The sequence below is a fragment of the Kitasatospora sp. NBC_01250 genome (assembly GCF_036226465.1).
In the GTDB taxonomy this organism is placed as follows: Bacteria; Actinomycetota; Actinomycetes; order Streptomycetales; family Streptomycetaceae; genus Kitasatospora.
Map to the genome: position 1 here is coordinate 6041218 of NZ_CP108476.1, position 17691 is coordinate 6058908.

General features: G+C 75.7%; 11 protein-coding genes. 8 read left to right on the plus strand and 3 right to left on the minus strand.

The window, feature by feature from the left end:
• Positions 1 to 3: 3 nt before the first annotated feature.
• The 7 genes from infB (at position 4) to OG500_RS25555 (ending at position 11227) form a co-directional block, all read left to right on the plus strand.
• Positions 4 to 3141 (plus strand): translation initiation factor IF-2, encoded by a 3138-nt coding sequence (gene infB / locus OG500_RS25525; RefSeq protein WP_327069148.1) that lies wholly within the window; start codon positions 4 to 6, stop codon positions 3139 to 3141.
• A 138-nt stretch (positions 3142 to 3279) separates the two neighbouring features.
• Positions 3280 to 3576: a DUF503 domain-containing protein gene (locus OG500_RS25530; RefSeq protein ID WP_184935330.1), complete on the plus strand. Its 297-nt coding sequence runs from the start codon at positions 3280 to 3282 to the stop codon at positions 3574 to 3576.
• Between the two features lie 162 nt (positions 3577 to 3738).
• Positions 3739 to 4185, plus strand: a complete 447-nt coding sequence (gene rbfA, locus OG500_RS25535; RefSeq protein WP_327069149.1) for a 30S ribosome-binding factor RbfA — start codon at positions 3739 to 3741, stop codon at positions 4183 to 4185.
• 2 nt (positions 4186 to 4187) lie between these two features.
• Positions 4188 to 5282: a DHH family phosphoesterase gene (locus OG500_RS25540; RefSeq protein WP_327069150.1), complete on the plus strand. Its 1095-nt coding sequence runs from the start codon at positions 4188 to 4190 to the stop codon at positions 5280 to 5282.
• A 120-nt stretch (positions 5283 to 5402) separates the two neighbouring features.
• Positions 5403 to 6308, plus strand: a complete 906-nt coding sequence (gene truB / locus OG500_RS25545; protein WP_327069151.1) for a tRNA pseudouridine(55) synthase TruB — start codon at positions 5403 to 5405, stop codon at positions 6306 to 6308.
• 230 nt (positions 6309 to 6538) lie between these two features.
• Positions 6539 to 10243, plus strand: coding sequence for a serine protease (locus OG500_RS25550; RefSeq protein WP_329583673.1), 3705 nt, complete (start codon positions 6539 to 6541; stop codon positions 10241 to 10243).
• 39 nt (positions 10244 to 10282) lie between these two features.
• Positions 10283 to 11227 (plus strand): bifunctional riboflavin kinase/FAD synthetase, encoded by a 945-nt coding sequence (locus OG500_RS25555; RefSeq protein WP_327069153.1) that lies wholly within the window; start codon positions 10283 to 10285, stop codon positions 11225 to 11227.
• A gap of 66 nt (positions 11228 to 11293) precedes the next feature.
• Here OG500_RS25555 and OG500_RS25560 read toward each other — a convergent pair whose 3' ends face one another.
• The 3 genes from OG500_RS25560 to eccE all read right to left on the minus strand — a co-directional run bounded on the left by OG500_RS25560 (position 11294) and on the right by eccE (position 15752).
• Positions 11294 to 13507, minus strand: a complete 2214-nt coding sequence (locus OG500_RS25560; RefSeq protein ID WP_329583678.1) for a nucleotide-binding protein — start codon at positions 13505 to 13507, stop codon at positions 11294 to 11296.
• Between the two features lie 209 nt (positions 13508 to 13716).
• Entirely contained in the window at positions 13717 to 14484 is a 768-nt protein-coding gene (locus OG500_RS25565; RefSeq protein WP_327069155.1) for a hypothetical protein, read from the minus strand.
• Complete coding sequence (gene eccE, locus OG500_RS25570) at positions 14484 to 15752, minus strand: type VII secretion protein EccE (protein ID WP_327069157.1); 1269 nt, start codon at positions 15750 to 15752, stop codon at positions 14484 to 14486. The genes OG500_RS25565 and eccE overlap by 1 nt, the downstream gene beginning before the upstream one ends.
• 273 nt (positions 15753 to 16025) lie before the next feature.
• Here eccE and eccB point away from each other — a divergent pair, with 273 nt between their 5' ends.
• A complete protein-coding gene (gene eccB, locus OG500_RS25575) occupies positions 16026 to 17600 on the plus strand; it encodes a type VII secretion protein EccB (protein ID WP_327069158.1) in 1575 nt (524 codons plus the stop codon).
• Positions 17601 to 17691: the final 91 nt, after the last annotated feature.

A 17691-nucleotide genomic window follows, 5' to 3' on the forward strand; every position in this document is an offset into this window, starting at 1 on the left:
GAAGTGGCTAAGGTCCGGGTATACGAACTCGCCAAGGAGCTTGGCTTGGAGAGCAAGGCCGTCATGGCCAAGCTCACCGAGCTCGGTGAGTTCGTCCGTTCGGCGTCCTCGACGATCGAGGCGCCGGTTGTGCGCAAGTTGACTGACGCTTTGGGAGCGACGCCGCCCTCCGGTGGTTCCTCCGCTAAGCCTGGCCCGCGGAAGCCCGCGGCGCCCACCCCCGGCGGTGCCGCCTCGGCCGCACCCAAGCCGGGAGCCCCCACGCCGGGTCCGCGCCCCGCCGCGACCCCCGGCCCCCGTCCGACCCCCGCTGCGGCGGCGGCCCCGGCTGCTCCGGCGGCCCCCGCCCCGGCAGCCGCACCGCGTCCGGCCGGCGCCCCGACCCCGGGCCCGCGCCCGGCGGCGCGTCCCGCCGCTCCGGCTGCTCCGGCGGCCGAGTTCTCCTCGCCGGCTCCGGCCGGTGGCGAGGCCGCCGAGCGTCCCGCCGCTCCCGCCCCGGCTCCGCGTCCCAGCGGCTCCGCGGCCGGCAGTGGCGCCCGTCCCGGCCCGCGTCCCGCGGGTCCGCGTCCGGGCAACAACCCCTTCACCTCGGGCAGCGCGACCGGCATGGCGCGTCCCGGCGAGCGCCGTCAGGGTGCGCAGGGCGACCGCCCGCGTCCGGCCGGTGCCCCCGGCGCCGGTGCCCCGCGTCCCGGTGGCGACCGTCCGCGTCCCGCCGGTGCTCCGGGCGACCGCCCGCAGCGTCCCGGTGGCGACCGTCCGCGTCCCGCCGGTGCTCCGGGCGACCGCCCGCAGCGTCCGGGCGGCGACCGTCCGCGTCCCGCCGGTGCCCCCGGCGCCGGTGCGCCGCGTCCCGACGGGATGCCCCGTCCGGCCGGTCCGCGTCCCGGCGGGCCGAGCCCGTCCGGCATGCCCCGTCCGAACCCCGGCATGATGCCGCAGCGTCCCGGCCCGGGCACCGGCCCGCGTCCGGGCCCCGGCGGCCGTGGCCCCGGTGGCCCCGGCGGTCGTCCTGGCGGCCCGGGTGCCGGTGGCGGCGCCCGTCCCGGCTTCGCCGGTCGTCCGGCCGGTCCGGGCTCGCGTCCGGCCGGTGGCGGCGGCTTCGGCGGCCCCCGTCCGGGTGGCGGTGCCGGTGGTGGCGGCTTCGGTGGCGGCGGTGCCCGTCCCGGTGGCTTCGGCGGCCGTCCCGGCGGCCCGGGTGCCCGTGGTGGCACGCAGGGTGCCTTCGGTCGTGGCCCGGGCGGTCGTCCGGCCCGTGGCCGCAAGTCGAAGCGTCAGCGTCGCCAGGAGTACGAGGCCATGCAGGCCCCGTCCGTCGGCGGTGTGATGCTGCCCCGCGGCAACGGACAGACCGTCCGCCTGTCGCGCGGTGCCTCGCTGATGGACTTCGCGGAGAAGATCAACGCCAACCCGGCCGCGCTCGTCTCGGTGATGTTCAACCTCGGTGAGATGGTCACCGCGACCCAGTCGGTCGCGGACGCCACCCTCGAGCTGCTGGCCGGCGAGATGGGCTTCATCCTGGAGATCGTCAGCCGGGACGACGAGGACCGTGAGCTGCTGGAGTCCTTCGACATCGAGTTCGGTGCCGACGAGGGCGACGAGGACGAGCTCATGCCGCGTCCGCCGGTGGTGACCGTCATGGGTCACGTCGACCACGGTAAGACCCGCCTGCTCGACGCGATCCGCAAGAGCAACGTGGTGGCCGGCGAGGCCGGTGGCATCACCCAGCACATCGGTGCGTACCAGGTGTCGGCGGAGGTGAACGGGGAGGAGCGCAAGATCACCTTCCTCGACACCCCCGGTCACGAGGCCTTCTCCGCCATGCGTGCCCGTGGTGCCAAGTCCACCGACATCGCGATCCTGGTGGTCGCGGCCAACGACGGTGTCATGCCGCAGACGGTCGAGGCGCTCAACCACGCCAAGGCCGCCGGTGTGCCGATCGTGGTCGCGGTCAACAAGATCGACGTCGAGGGTGCCGACCCGACCAAGGTCCGCGGTCAGCTGACCGAGTTCGGTCTGGTGGCCGAGGAGTACGGCGGCGACACGATGTTCGTCGACATCTCCGCGCGCCAGGGCCTGAACATCGACCAGCTGCTGGAGGCCGTGGTCCTGACCGCGGACGCCTCGCTGGACCTGCGGGCCAACCCTGAGCAGGACGCGCAGGGTATCGCCATCGAGGCGCACCTGGACAAGGGTCGCGGCGCCATGGCGACCGTCCTGGTCCAGCGCGGTACGCTCCGCGTCGGTGACTCGATCGCCGTCGGTGACGCCCACGGCCGCGTCCGCGCCATGCTGGACGAGAACGGCAAGAACGTCGCCGAGGCGGGCCCGTCCCGTCCGGTTCTGCTGCTCGGTCTGACCTCGGTGCCGCGCGCCGGCGACAGCTTCATCGTTGTCGACGACGACCGCACCGCGCGCCAGATCGCCGAGAAGCGCTCGGCCCGTGACCGCAACGCCATGTTCGCCAAGCGTCCGCTGCGGATCTCCCTGGAGAACCTGGACCAGGCGATCGCGGCCGGCGGCATCCAGCAGCTCAACCTGATCATCAAGGGTGACGTCTCCGGTTCGGTGGAGGCCCTTGAGGACGCGCTGGTCAAGCTGGACGTGGGCGACGAGGTCGAGCTGCGCATCCTGCACCGCGGTGTGGGTGCGATCACCGAGTCCGACGTGGACCTGGCGATGGGCTCGGACGCCATCATCATCGGCTTCAACGTCCGCGCCGAGGGCCGTGCTCGCACGGCGGCCGAGCGCGAGGGCGTCGACGTCCGGTACTACTCGGTCATCTACCAGGCGATCGAGGAGATCGAGGCGGCGCTCAAGGGCCTGCTCAAGCCGGAGTACGAGGAGGTGCGCCTCGGCTCCGCGGAGATCCGCGAGGTCTTCCGCAGCTCCAAGTTCGGCAACATCGCGGGTGTCATCGTCCGCGAGGGCCTGCTGCGCCGCAACGCCAAGGCCCGCCTCATCCGCGACGGCAAGGTCGTGGCGGAGAGCCTCACCATCGAGGGTCTGCGCCGCTTCAAGGACGACGCGACCGAGGTCCGCGAGGGCTTCGAGGCCGGTGTCACCCTGGGGTCGTTCAACGACATCAAGGTGGACGACGTCATCGAGACCTTCGAGATGCGCGAGAAGCCGCGCTCCTAAGGCTGCTCGGTAGCCGGGGCCGGTCGGCGGGAATTCCCGTCGACCGGCCCCGGTCTCGCTGTGTAGGGTCCTCGGCATCAGCCCCCGTGATCGCACGGGGGTCCTACGAGGCCCCCAGGTCGGCGAGACCTGTCACACATGTTCGTGGGAACACTCACCTTCGACCTGCTCCTGGGCGACGTCCACTCGCTCAAGGAGAAGCGCTCGATCGTGCGGCCCATCGTGGCCGAACTGCAGCGCAAGTACAGCGTCTGCGCCGCGGAAGTCGGAAACCAGGATCTGCACCGCCGGGCCGAGATCGGCCTGGCGGTGGTCTCCGGCGAGCACCGTTTTGTCACCGAGATCCTGGACAGTTGCGAGCGGCTGGTCGCCGGCCGCCCCGAGGTGCAGCTGCTGGCTGCCCGCAGGCGTTACTACGGCGACGACGATGATTGAGAGCGGCGGATGGCCGACGACCGACCCCGGGAAGTCGCCACCATCACACCGACGAGGACCGAGAGCGCCCACAAGGCTGGGCGCGGGCCGGTACGTTGGGGCGTGGGCCCCGCGGGGCGCTGCGGCGCGCCACGTACCGTGCCCACTGCACGAGGAGGCAACGTGACCGACACCGCAAGGGCGCGCAAGCTCGCCGACCGAATCCAGGTGGTCGTCGCGGAGACCCTGGAACGGCGGATCAAGGACCCGCGCCTGGGCTTCGTGACCATCACCGACACCCGCGTCACCGGCGACCTGCGGGAGGCCACCGTCTTCTACACGGTCTTCGGCGACGAGACCGAGCGGGAGGCGACGGCGGCTGCGCTGGAGAGTGCCAAGGGCGTGCTCCGCTCCGAGGTCGGCAAGCAGACCGGGGTGCGCTTCACCCCGTCGCTGACCTTCGTCGCGGACGCGCTGCCGGACACCGCGCGCACCATCGACGACCTGCTGGACCGGGTCCGCAGCTCCGACGCGGCGGTGCGTTCCGCCGCGGCCGGCGCGCAGTACGCCGGTGACGCCGACCCGTACAAGCGGGCCGCCGAGCGCGACGACGCGGACGAGGACGAGTAGTCATGGCAGGTGAGCCGGCGGCGGCCGGTTCGGCGAGGGCGTTCTCCACCCATCCGGTGGAGGACGCCCTCGCGGTGCTTCCGGCGCCTCGCGAGGAGACACCGCTCGGCTTCGAGCGGGAGTGGCGGCGGATCGTGGCCCTCGTCGAGCAGAGCCCGGTGATCGACCTGATCTGCCACATCACCCCCGACGGTGACGCGCTCGGCTCGGCCCTGGCGGCCGGACTCGGCCTGCGCGCGCTCGGCCACCGGGTGCGGGTCTCCTTCGGTGACGACCCGCAGGTGATCGCGGAGTCGCTCTCCTTCCTGCCCGGTCAGGAGCTGATCGTGCCGGCCGCCGAGGTGCCGGACCGGCCGGAGCTGGTGCTCTGCTTCGACGTCGCCTCCGAGGGGCGGCTCGGGCTGCTGCGGGAGAAGGCGTTCGCCGCGCGGCACCTGGTGGTGCTGGACCACCACGCCTCCAATCCCGGCTTCGGCAGCCACCGGATCATCGATCCGAGCGCGCCGGCCACCGCGGTGCTGGTCGACGAACTGCTGCGGCGGCTCGGGGTCCGGCTGGACCAGTCCATCGCCACCTGCCTGTACACCGGGGTGGCCACCGACACCGGCTCGTTCAAGTACGCCGGCACCACACCGGCCACCCATGAGCTGGCCGGGCGGCTGCTGGCCACCGGGATCCGGCAGGACCTGATCTCCCGCCAGCTCTGGGACACCACCTCGTTCGGCTACCTCAAGGTGCTGGCCGCCGCGCTGGACCGCGCGGTCTACGAGCCCGAGGCCGCGGGCGGGCTGGGACTGGTGTGGACCTGGGTGCCCTACCAGGACCTGGCACTGTTCAGCGTTCCGGTGGAGGAGATCGAGGGCCTGATCGACGTGCTGCGCAAGCCCGCCGAGGCGGAGGTCGCGCTGGTGCTCAAGCAGGATCCCGACGGGACGCTGCGCGGCTCCTGCCGCGCCAAGGGCGCGGTCGACGTCGCCGCGGCCTGCGGCGAGCTGGGCGGCGGCGGGCACGCGTTCGCGGCCGGCTTCTCGGTGCGGGGGGACGCGCCGGGCGCGGTGGCCCGGTTCCGGGCGGCGCTGGCGCGGGCGGTGCGCTGAGGCGGCGCGGCACGGCGCGGCGCACCGGCCGGGCCGTACCGGCCGGGTGCGTCACACGGGGTCCGCAGGCGTTGCGGGGCCCCGCAACCATGGTTGGCAAACTGTGCAGAGAAAGAACTGATGAAGCGCAAGAGCACCGGCCCCGACGGCCTGGTCATCGTGGACAAGCCCGAAGGCATCACCTCGCACGGCGTGGTCGCCCGGCTGCGCCGGCTCGCCGGGACCCGGAAGGTCGGCCACGCCGGCACCCTGGACCCGATGGCCACCGGAGTGCTGGTGATCGGCGTCGAGCGCGCCACCCGGCTGCTCGGGCACCTGATGCTCACCGCCAAGACCTACGAGGCGACCATCCGGCTCGGCCAGACCACCATCACCGACGACCGGGAGGGCGAGGTCACCGCCTCGGTGCCGGCCGGTGCGGTCTCCCGGGAGGCGATCGACGAGCAGATCGCGGTGCTGACCGGCGAGATCATGCAGGTGCCGTCCAAGGTCAGCGCGATCAAGATCGACGGCAAGCGCTCCTACCACCGGGTGCGGGAGGGCGAGGACTTCGAGCTGCCGGCCCGGCCGACCACCGTGCACTCGTTCACCGTCCACGAGCTGCGCGAGGCGGTGGCCGAGGACGGCACGCCGGTGCTCGACCTGGACGTCACCGTGGAGTGCTCCTCCGGGACGTACATCCGGGCGCTGGCCCGCGACCTGGGCGGCGCGCTGGGCGTCGGCGGTCACCTGACGGCGCTGCGCCGCACCAAGGTCGGGCCGTACTCGGTGGAGTCGGCGCACACCCTGGAGCAGTTGGAGGAGCAGCTCACGGTGCTGCCGATCGGCGAGGCCGCGGCTGCCGCCTTCCCGCGCTGGGACGTCGGCGAGGAGGACGCGCGCCGGCTGTCGACGGGTGTGCGGCTGCCCGCGCCGGGGCTCGGGGTGGACGGGCCGATCGCGGTCTTCGGGCCGGGCGAGCAGTTCCTCGCCCTGGTGGAGGAGCAGGGCGGGCAGGCCAAGCCGGTGGCGGTCTTCGTCGGCTGACGCCGGAGACGCCGGAGCCCTGCTGGGCTCACCCGCCTCTGCGCTTGCCCGGTCTGCGCATGCCCAGGCTGTGCTCACCCGAACGGGCGAGCGCGCGAGGTGAAAGCCCGTGGTGAACGGTGTGGCCGGGGTCGCTCGGCCCACCACCCGGGCAGGCTCCTCGCGGCGAGCACGGCAGCGGTGACGGGCCCGAACGGGTGCCCACCGGGGCCGCCGGGGAGGGCAGCACGATGGCGGGTGATCTGCGGGGCGGCGGGCCGGCGGACCCGGACGGGGCGCTGGTCGCGATCAGCACGGACGCCGGGCGCCCGCTCGGCTACGGGTTCTGGGCCGATGCACGCGGCACGGTGCTGACCGCCGACGAGGTGGTCGCCGAGCAGCCGGCCGACGGCGCGGGCCTGCGGGTCCGCACGGCCGCCGGAACCTGGCACGAGGTCGGGACGGGGACGCTGACGCGCTGTCCCGAACTGGGCCTGGCCTGGCTGACGGTGGCGCGGGACGGCCCGGAGGCCTCGGGAGGGCCGCTGCCGGTGGCCGAGGCCGGGCCGCAGCCCGCGACCGGGCCGCTCGCCGAGCCGGGGGAGCACGTCCTCGTCCCCGGGGCGCCCGCCGTGACGGGCGTGCTGCACGGCACGGCGGCCGCGCTGACCGCGGGAGCGGCGCCGGCCCGGGTGCTGGCCGGGGTGCTGCTGCTCGAACTGCCGCCGGGCCTCGCACCGGTTCCCGGCCTGCCGGTGCTGGACCCCGTCACCCGGGTGGTGCTCGGCCTGCTGGCGCCGGGCCTGCGCGGGCTGCCGGACGGGCTGACCGGCGCGATCCCGCTCGCCACCGCCCGCTCGCTGGGTCCGCCGGCCCTCGTCGACCTGCTCGCCCGCAACGCGGTGGCCGCACCGGCCTACGGCCACTCGCTCAACCTGGGCGGCGCCCTCGGGCTGACCGTCCGCCAGCTGGCGGCGGCCTGCGCCGGCCCGGGGCGGATCGGCGAGCTGGCCGCGGAGCGGGTGGAGCGCGCGGACGGCCTGGCCGGCGAGGAGCCGGCGGCGGTGCTGACCGTCCTGGTCGGTGAGCCCGGCAGCGGCGCGAGCACCGAGCTGGCGGCCCTCGCGGTGCGCCGGTCGGCGGGCGCCCGGCCGCTGCCCACCCTCTGGCTGCGCGGTGCGGATCTGCGGGCCACCGACCGCTGCCTGCGAGCGCCCCTGGGCCGTGCGCTGGCCGCTCTCGCCACGCGGGAACGGGAGCAGGCGCGGTCGGCCGCACCGGTCGACGAGGCGGCGGTGGCCCAGGTCTGCGCGGCCGCCGGGCGCCCGCTGCTGGTGGTGCTCGACGGGCCCGAGGAGGCGCCCGGGGTGCTCGGCGCCGCCTGGTGGGCGGCGACGATCGAGTGGCTGGTGGCCGCCCGGGTGCGGCTGCTGGTGGCCTGCCGGCCGGAGAGCTGGGAGCGGTACGGGCCGCAGGTCGAGGCCGGGCTCGTGGGCAGCGCCGGGCTCGGCGGCGGCCCCGAGTCGGTGCGGCTGCACCGGCTGCGCCCATGGTCCGGTGCGGCGCTGGAACTCGCCGTCCAGCACTACGGACTGACGACGGCCCAGGGAGTCTGGACGCAGCGGGCGGTGGACCCGCTGCTGCTCCGGATGGCGGGGGAGCTGCGGGCCGCGGGGGTGGATCCGGCGGGGGCGAGCGCGGCCGAGCTCTGCCAGGGCTGGCTCGACCTGCGCTGCCTGCGGATCGCCGAGCACTTGGCCCGGGAGGGGGACCGGCCCGCCTCGCACCGCAAGGGGAGTGCGCTGCGGGCAGCCGCACCGCTCGTCGCGCCGGGGCGGGTGCGCCGGCTGGCTGCCGTGGTGGCCGGGCGGGTGCACGAGGCCGCCCGCCGGATGCTCGGCGCGGGCCAGGGCGGCCTGGGGCGGTCCGCGTTCGAGGAGCTCTTCCCGCCCGGCGGCTGGGCCCGCGCGGTGCTGGGCGAGGGGCTCTTCGTCCCGGCCGGTGACGGCTACTGGCTGGCCCACGCGAAGCTGGCGGACTGGCTGCAGGGCACCCATCTGGACCTGGACGCCGCGCTGCGGCTGCTGCTGGCCGACGGCGAGGAAGGCGGCGTGCGGCGCCCGATGCCCCGGCACCGGGTCGGCGCGGTGGAGGCGGCGCTGCGCGCCCTCGGGGAGAGCCGGGGAGCGGCGGGGCTGGACCCTTGGCTGCACCGGCTCTGGGACGCGCTGAGCGCCGCGGGGGCGCCCGAAGGCCCGGCCGGCGCGACGGCCCCGACGGCGGAGCTCGACCGGGAGCGGCGCTGGTGGGCGGCCCGCCTGCTGGTCACCGCGCTGCGCGCCAGCCCCGAGCCGGCGGCGCACCAGGAGCTGCTCCAGCGGATGGCGCAGCGGATCGCGCAGGCCGCCGCGAGCGCCGGCGGCTTCGCGGCCCTGGGCCGGGGAGCGCCGGACGGCCCGGCGCCCGTCGAACTGGCCCGGTTCGGGCCGGAGTTCTGGGACTCCCTCGCGCTGCCCGCCGACTGCCACTGGGCGCTGCTGCGCACGCTCAGCCGGGCGGACGGCCCCGAGCAGGGCTTCCTCGCCTCGGCCGCCGCCCGCCTCGCCGCCTCGGGGGCGTGGGCCTTCCCCCTGCTGTGCCGCTGGTTCGAGGACGGCCACGGGCTGCCGGCCCGCCCCGGCGGTACCGTCGCCGACCTCGCCCACGACCTGCTCTACGCCCACCGGGCCCTCGCCGTCGACGAGTTGACGGAGGCCCTGGTGGCGGTCGCGCACCCGCGCGCCGACGCACTGCTGACCGTGCTCGCCGTGGAGGAGCCCTCCGCGCTCTGCCGCGCGGTCGACCGCTGGAGCCACGACCCGCGTCCCGAGCGCCACGTGGCCGCCGCCGTGCACGCGCTGCGCACCGCGCCGTACGCCACCGGCGCGGGGGTCGAGCTGCTGCGCCACGCCGCACTGACCCTGCTCGCCCGGGAGGCGGAGCCGGGCCTGCACGGCGCCGCCCTCGCGCTGCTGGTCCGCGATCCGGTCACCCGCGCCCGCCATCTGGCAGGCGCGCTGCGCGCGTACGCGGCCGACGATCCGTTCGTTCCGCCGGCAGCCCTCGCGGTGGCGCTGGCCACCGACGCGGCCGCCGTGCTCGACGCGTTCGAGGCGCGGCTGGCGCTGCCCGGCGGCTCCGCTGCCGCCGTGCTGCGGGTGCTCGCGGACGCCGCGCCCGGGGCCGGCGCGGTGGCGGCCCCGGGTTCGCTGCCCGACCCGGCCACCCGGCTGGCCGGGCGGCTGCTGCGGGCCCGGCCCGAGCGGGCCGAGCTGGTGGCCGAGTACCTCAACCGGCGGCTCGCGCTGGGGACGGCCGCCCGGGGCGACCTCACCGCGCTGCTGGGCGCGCCGCCAGGCGAGCGGCCGGCGCCGGTCCGGCGGGCCTTCGCGCTGGTGCTGGCCACCCCGGGGGCCGCGGCACCGGCGGCCCGGGCGGATGCGCACGCGGACGGGCCGGCGCCGGGCCCGGCGGCCGGTGAGCTGCTGCGCGGCGAGTTCCTGGACCGGCTGCTGGTCACCGAGCGGGATCCGGCGGTGCTGGCCCCCGCCCTGGAGCGGCTGGCCAACACCACCGCCCGCCAGGACCCGCAGCGGGCCCGGGCCATGGTGCGCCGGATCGCCGACGCCTGGGCCCAGGGCACCGGCGGCCCGGAGCGCTGGGACGCCCTGCTGGTGGGCTGCGCGGGCCGGGCCGCCGACTTCGCCCAGTTGCTCGCGGAGTGGCCCGCCGACTCGCACCCGCCCGCCGGCGGTCCGCTGCTGGCCCGGATGCGCGTGCTGCTCGCGCAGGGCCGCGACCCGCAGTACGCGGCGGCCGAGGCCGAGCGTACGGCCGTGCGGCCGGTCATCGCCGCGCTGCCGCGCGCAGCGGGTGTTCCGGTGCCGGAGCGCGGAGCGGCGCATGGCACGCTATAGGGGTTCGGGTTTGAGCTGTTGAGAAGAGGAGCGGTCAGGGTGCAGCGCTGGCGTGGCCTGGAGGAGATTCCCGGCGACTGGGGACGCAGCGTCGTCACCATCGGCTCGTTCGACGGGGTGCACCTGGGGCACCAGCTGATCATCAACCGGGCGGTCGCCCGGGCGCGTGAGCTGGGCGCCAAGGCCGTCGTGGTGACCTTCGACCCGCACCCGAGCGAGGTGGTGCGCCCCGGCAGCCACCCGCCGCTGCTGGCCCCGCACCCGCGCCGGGCCGAGCTGATGGCGACCCTCGGCGTGGACGCGGTGCTGGTGCTGCCGTTCACCGCGGAGTTCTCCAAGGAGTCGCCGCAGGCCTTCGTCCAGCAGGTGCTGGTGGACGCGCTGCACGCGCGGCTGGTGATCGAGGGGCCGAACTTCCGGTTCGGGCACAAGGCGGCCGGCAACGTCGCGCTGCTGGCCGAGCTGGGGCAGCAGGCCGACTTCGAGGTCGAGGTGGTCGACCTCCAGGTGCGCGGTGCGGCCGGCGGCGGCGAGCCGTTCTCCTCCACGCTGGCCCGCCGGCTGGTCGCGGCCGGTGAGATGGGCGCGGTGGCCGAGGTGCTCGGCCGGCCGCACCGGGTCGAGGGCATCGTGGTGCGCGGCGCGCAGCGCGGGCGCGACCTGGGCTACCCGACCGCCAACGTGGACGTGGTGCCGCACAGCGCCGTCCCGGCCGACGGGGTGTACGCGGGCTGGCTGACGGCCGACGGCGAGCGGATGCCGGCGGCCATCTCGGTGGGCACCAACCCCACCTTCGACGGCACCCACCGCACCGTCGAGGCCTACGCGATCGACCGGGTCGGCCTGGACCTGTACGGGCTGCACGTGGCCGTCGACTTCCTCGCCTTCCTGCGCGGGATGGAGAAGTTCGACACCGTCGAGGCGCTGCTCGACCGGATGGCCGCCGACGTGAAGCAGGCCAGGGAGCTGACCGCGACGGAGTGACGAGCCGTCACCGCGACGCTACTGCGCCCGCCCCCGGACTCCGGGGGCGGGCGCAGTCGCGTGCGGTCACTGCTGGGGCGGTGGCGGCGGGTAGCCGTAGCCGGGCTGCGGGGGCTGCTGCGCCGGATCGGTGGGGCCGGGCTGCGGCGCGGCCGGGGGCCACGGGCCCGGCTGCTGCTGCCCGGGGTTGACCGGCCCGGGTGCCGGCGGGTAGCCGTACCCCTGCGGCGGGGCCGCCTGCGGGCCGCCCGGCGCCGGGTAGCCGTACCCCTGCTGGCCGGGCTGCGGCGCCCAGGGCTGCCCGCCGGCCGGGCCGCCGCCCTGCGGCGCGCCCCAGGGCTGACCGGCCTCCGGCCCGGGGGCACCGTACGGCTGCTGGGCCGGTCCGGGCTGGCCGGGCCACCCCTGCTGCGGCGCGCCGGGCGCCTGCTGCTGTTGCTGCCAGCCGCCGTTCGCCGCGGCCTGCTGGGCCCGGATGATGTCCTCGCCGACCAGGGTGGCCAGATCGAAGTAGGCCTCACGGACCTTGGGCCGCATCATGTCCAGGTTGACCTCGGCCCCGGCCGCCAGGCTCTCGTCGAACGGCACCACCACGACGCCGCGGCAGCGGGTCTGGAAGTGCGCGACGATGTCCTCGATCCGGATCATCTTGCTGGTCTCGCGGACCCCGGAGACCACGGTGATGCTGCGCTGGACGAGATCGGCGTAGCCGTGTGCGGAGAGCCAGTCGAGGGTGGTGCTGGCGCTGCTGGCGCCGTCCACGCTCGGGGTCGCGACGATGATCAGCTGATCGGCCAGGTCGAGCACTCCGCGCATCGCGCTGTACAGCAGGCCGGTGCCGGAGTCGGTCAGGATGATCGGGTACTGGCGGCCCAGCACGTCGATCACCTGGCGGTAGTCGGAGTCGTTGAAGGTGGTGGAGACCGCCGGGTCGACGTCGTTCGCCAGGATCTCCAGGCCGCTGTTGAGGTCCTGCGAGGTGTACTGGCGGATGTCCATGTAACTGCGCAGGTGCGGGATGGCCGTCACCAGGTCGCGGATGGTCGCCCCGGTCTGCCGCTTGATCCGGCGGCCCAGGGTGCCGGCGTCGGGGTTGGCGTCGATCGCGATCACCTTGTCCTGGCGCTCGCTGGCCAGCGTGGCCCCGAGCGAGGTGGTGGTCGTGGTCTTGCCGACGCCGCCCTTGAGGCTGATCACGGCGATCCGGTAGCAGCTCAGCACCGGGGTGCGGATGATCCCCAGCTTGCGCTCGCGCTCGGCCTGCGCGGCCTTGCCGCCGAACTTCAGCCGCGGCGCCTGGCGCTGCTGCTTGGGCTGGTTGCGCAGCAGCCGGTCGGAGGAGAGCTCCACGGCCGCGGTGTAGCCGAGCGGGGCACCCTGCGCGGTCGGCTGCTGGCCGCCGGGCTGCTGGAAGGCGGCGGGCGCCTGCGGCACGGCCTGCTGGTGCGGGTAGGCCACCGGCGCGGGGTAGGGCTGCTGGCCCGCGGTGGGTCCGGGCGCGGCCGGGCCGGAGTGCGGCCAGCCGCCCTGGCGCGGGTCGACCGGACCCGCCTGCGGCACGCCGGGCTGAGCGGTGGCGGGGTGCTGCGCGACCGCCGGCGGCTGGCCCCACGGCGCGCCGACCGCCGGAGCGCCCGGCACGCCCGGCGGCACGGCCTCCGGGACCGGCTGCTGCTGCACGGGCGGTACCGGCTGACCCTGCTGCAGGTGGGGCGGGTACCCGCCAGGGGGGTAGGCGGCGGGGTACGCCTGCGCGGGCTGTGCGGTGGCGGGCTGCTGGCCGCCGGGCTGACCCGGGACGCCGCTCTGCGGCGGGCCGGCCTGGTACGCCTGCTGCTCGGCGCCCGGCCAGGCGGGCGCACCGGGGTGACCGGGCACGCCCGGGGCACCGCCCGCGGCGGACGGCGTCGGCTGGGGGGCCGGTGCCGGCTGGGCAACCGGTGCCGGCTCGCCGGTGGCCGGCGGTGCGGCGGCCACCGGTGCGGCGACCGGCGCCACCTGGTCCACCGGGGCCGGGGCAGGGGCGGGCACAACGGCCGGAGGTACGGCCGCCGGCGGGGCCTCGGCCGCGCCGCCCGGCCCGGCCTGCGCGGGGATCGGCGCAGCGGGGCTCAGCGGTTCACCGGTCGCGGCGGGCGCGGGCTGCGGCTCGGCCGCCGGTGCCGCCTCGCCCTGCGTGTACCAGGACGGGGGAGTGTAGTCGGGGGCGTCGGACCAGTCGTCGTCGTCCTCCGCCGCCGCGTTGTCGCCGACGTAGACGCCGTCCCGATCGCTGCTCACCTTGGGCTCCCTCGTGTTCGCCGCCGCTGGTCGCGGTGCCGTAGGCACAAGACTAGAACCTGCGGGTCGCCAGGTTGACTGCGCCGTCGCGACTCGTTGGACCTGATGGGGGCTCAGCCGTCGGCGCAACCGTGCGGGCACGGCCCCGCGGCGGCGTCACCGGCAAGGGTGACGGCGCCGCGGCGGGCCGACCGCCGACCGGGTACCGCTCAGTCCACCCGGCGGGGCGGTCCCAGCAGCTGGTGCTCGGCCGAGCCCGGCTCGGTGCGCACGTACTGGCGGTGCATCCTGGTGGCCCAGAGCGTGAGGTCGTCGCCCAGCTGCGGCAGCGCGGCCACGTCCTGACCGCTGAACGAGAGCACCCGGCCGATCAGTTCGGCCTCCGGCGGGGAGATGCGCTGGACACCGACCAGGTCGGCCGCGTTGAGCACCCGGGCCGCGTTCGGGCCCAGGAACGGCAGCAGGGTCAGCGTGGACTGCCAGGGGGTGGCCGACAGGCGGCTGCGCGGCGGGCGCGGCCCGAGGTCGCGCACCACCAGGACCGGCGCCGAGACGGAGGCGCCCTGCGCGCCGAGCCGGCCGATCTGGTGCACGGTCACGCACGGCTGTCCGCCGCCGGCGGCCTGCGCCAGCTGTGCCCAGAGCTGGGGCCGGGCGGTCTCCACCGCGACCCGGGCGCCGGTGGCGGCGGCCCGCAGCGCGATCACCTGCGCCGTCCACACCCCGCCGACCAGCACCACGTCGTAGGCGGTGGGCCGGAACAGGCCGAGCACCGCGGCCTGGCGGTGCGGGTCCTCGCCGATCACCACACCGTCGTCGCCGACCGGGAAGGAGAGCGCGGCCAACTGCTCGGGGCCGAGCACGTGCTGCTCACGGCGCGGGCCGCGCAGGCCGAAGCCGGCCCGGATCCGGGCCAGCGGCGTGCTGCGGTCGGCGGGCTGCGGCCGGGTCTGGCCGGAGTAGGTCTGGTAGGCCATCAGGCACATCCCCCCAGAGGCAGGGTGGCGAGCAGGCCGGGCGCCTGCTCCTGGTCCAGCCGGGACAGGCCCAGGCCGGCGCTCTGCGCGCGCTGCTCCAGCAGCCGGCCGAACTGGGCGACGTCGGCCTCGCTGCGGGCCACCACCCGGACGTGGCCGCTGATCGCCGCCGCGTCGCCGGTACCGGCCCGGGCGGTCAGGCTGAACACGCTGGCCAGCGCGGGCGTGCCGGTGGCCAGGTTGACCAGGTCGGGGGCCGAGACCCCGGCGCCCGTGCCCGCCGAGCGGCTGAGCTGGGGCCACTTGGAGATCCAGTAGGTGGTGTGGAAGCGGTCGTCGACCCGCCAGAACCGGCTGCTCTCCTGGGTGCGGCGGGTGCCGCCGCCACCGCTGCCGGTGCCCTGACGGCCGGCCGTGGCCAGCGGGTTGGCGCAGGTGGCGATGGACAGCGCGCCGATCAGCTGGCGCTCGTCCAGCGCGGTGGCGGTGAAGCCGGCTCCGTTGAGCCGGCCGGCCAGCTGGTCGGTGACCCGCTGCAGCGCCTTGCGGGCGCCCTCCTCGCCGCCGCCGCGGGCCAGCACGGCGGTGGCCGCGCGCTCCGGGTCGAGCTTGAGGGCGACCCAGGTCAGGCGCAGTGCGGGGGTGCTCAGCCCGTCCGCGAGCTCCTGGTAGGCGCGGGTGGCCAGGGCCTGCTCGGGCAGGTGCGGGGCCGGGGCGGGCTGGGTGTGCTGGAGCACCTGGACCGACTCCAGCGCGATGTCGTCCACCTGCAGCGCCGAGCAGACGATGTCCAGCGGCAGCGGCAGCGCGGTGCGCATCGGGCGCAGCGGCTGGTCCTTGGCCTGCACCAGCAGCACCGAGGTGAGGAAGGTGCCGTCGCCGATCATGCCGGTCTCGCGGCGCACCGGGCGGCCCGCGCCGACGTCGGTCTCGGTGGCGTGGGTGTAGGTGCGCAGCGCCGGTTCCAGTTCCAGCGCGGGCGCGAGGCCCGGGTCGCTGCCGGCCGGCGGCAGCAGGTTCGGTGCCTCGCGGCGGCGGGCGCGGTGGGCCGAGCGGATCCGCAGCGCCTCGGGCAGGGTGCGCCCGCGCACCGGCACCACGGCCAGCACCAGCAGCAGCACGGCCGGCACCGCGAGGGCGCCGGCCGTCGCGCGGTTCACCGTCCAGCCGACCGCGACCAGCGCCGCGGCGACCTCGATCAGCACCAGTTGCTGCAGCCGCAGCCGGCCGCCCAGCAGCCCGGGGCGCGGGTGCACCCGCACCGGCACGGGCGCCGGGCCACCACCACCGTTCTCCTGGACTCCGGTGGGCTGCGGGGGAGTCGTGCCGCTCGGGCGGTTCCCCCTGCCCCGTGCCGCCCTGCGTCGCCCTTGCGCGGTCTGGCTTGGCATTCCCCCGCGTGACCCTCTCTGATTCGCTGTCACGGCCCGGTTGGCCGGGTGCTGAACAGTACCCGTACCGTACTCACGTCTGCCGCATCGTAGAGGGTCGCCAGGGACCGGAGGCGAGCGGGCGGCCGTAACAGGGGAGGGCCAAGCACGATGGCATCACGCAGGGACGAGTTGAACGCCTACACCTTCGCGCGAAAGCGCACCGTGGGCGCCTTCCTGCAGCCGGCCGGTGGTGGAAGCGACGAGGACGCACCGCGCCCGATCCGCGCGGTGCTCCCCTCGCTGGTGATGGCGGTGGTGGCGGTGGCCGGATTCGGGCTCTGGGGCCTGATCAAGCCGACCGCCCCGCAGGGCTGGGACAACGGCAAGAACGTCATCCTCGGCAAGGACTCGACGACCCGTTACGTCGTGCTGACCAGCGCCGACGGCACCAAGATGCTGCACCCGGTGCTCAACATGTCCTCGGCGAAGCTGGTGCTGCCGGCCGACTCCAGCGTGGTCATCGTCGCCGACTCGGCGATCGACAACTACAAGGCGCACGGCCCGACGATCGGCATTCCGTACGCCCCCGACAAGCTGCCGAGCGCCGCGGACGCGGGCACGGCCAAGAAGTGGTCGGTCTGCGACCGGCCCGGCTCCGACGACTCCCACCCCAACCAGGGCGTCTTCGTGACGGCCGGCGCGGACGCGGCCACCCTGGCGCGGCCCGACCGGATGCTGAACGCGAGTCAGTCGCTCTGGGTCCAGGCGGTGCAGAAGAACGGCGCACCGGGCACCCAGTACCTGGTGGACTCGGCGGGCCGCGGACACGTGATCGGCACCCCGGGCATGTCGGACTCCGACCTGCGGGCGCTGCGGATCGCGCTCTTCGGCAACCAGGCCAAGCCGGAGCAGGTCACCGACGACTGGCTGGGCACGCTGGATCTGCAGGGCAGCGCGATCGGCTTCCCGCAGGTGCCGGGGATGACCGCCGCCAAGACCCGCTCCAGCGTGCAGCTCTCCGACTCCAGCCTGAACTACGTGGGCCGGCTGGTCAGCTCGCAGGGGACCTACTACGTGGTCGGCACCGACCGGCTCTACCAGGTGACCCCCTTCGAGGCCGAGTTGATCCGACAGGCCCCGATCACCGGCTACGCCTACGACCAGGGCAACCCGACCGTCACCGAGATCACCCCGGCCGACAACGCCCGCTACGGCCGCGACTTCGACACCTCGGGTCCGATGGCCAAGGTGTCCGACTGGCCGACGGCCAAGCCGGTCGCCCCGGTCAACGGCGGCGACCCGGCCGCCGCCCGTCCGGTGATCTGCTCCACCCTCGAAGGGATGAACGGCGGCACGGCGCAGCGGAGCGTGTGGGCCGGCACCGACTTCCCCGCGGCCTTCGTGCCCGGCTCGGCCAGCGCCTACGTCAGCCCGGGGCACGGGCTGTTCTACCGCGCGGTGGACGCCTCCGCCCAGGGCTCCGGCAGCGACTACCTGGTCACCGAGACCGGGCTGCGCTACTTCGTGCCGGCCGGCAACGACGGCCCCGCCTCCGGTGCGTCACCGACCCCGGCGCCCTCCGCGAGCCCGCCGTCCGACAGCCAGCAGCAGGTCAACGAGGCGCAGGCCAGGCTCGGTTACAAGGACACGACGCCGGTGCTGGTGCCCAGGGCCTGGTCGGACCTGATCCCGGCGGGCCCGGCGCTCAACACCAAGGCCGCGCTCCAGGAGCAGACCTCCTGACCACGGCAGTTGATTGCAGGTCAGTGCCGGTTGCGCCAACGTCCGGCGGATCGTCATGGGTTGGTAACCAAACGGCTCCCGATGTTGGGAC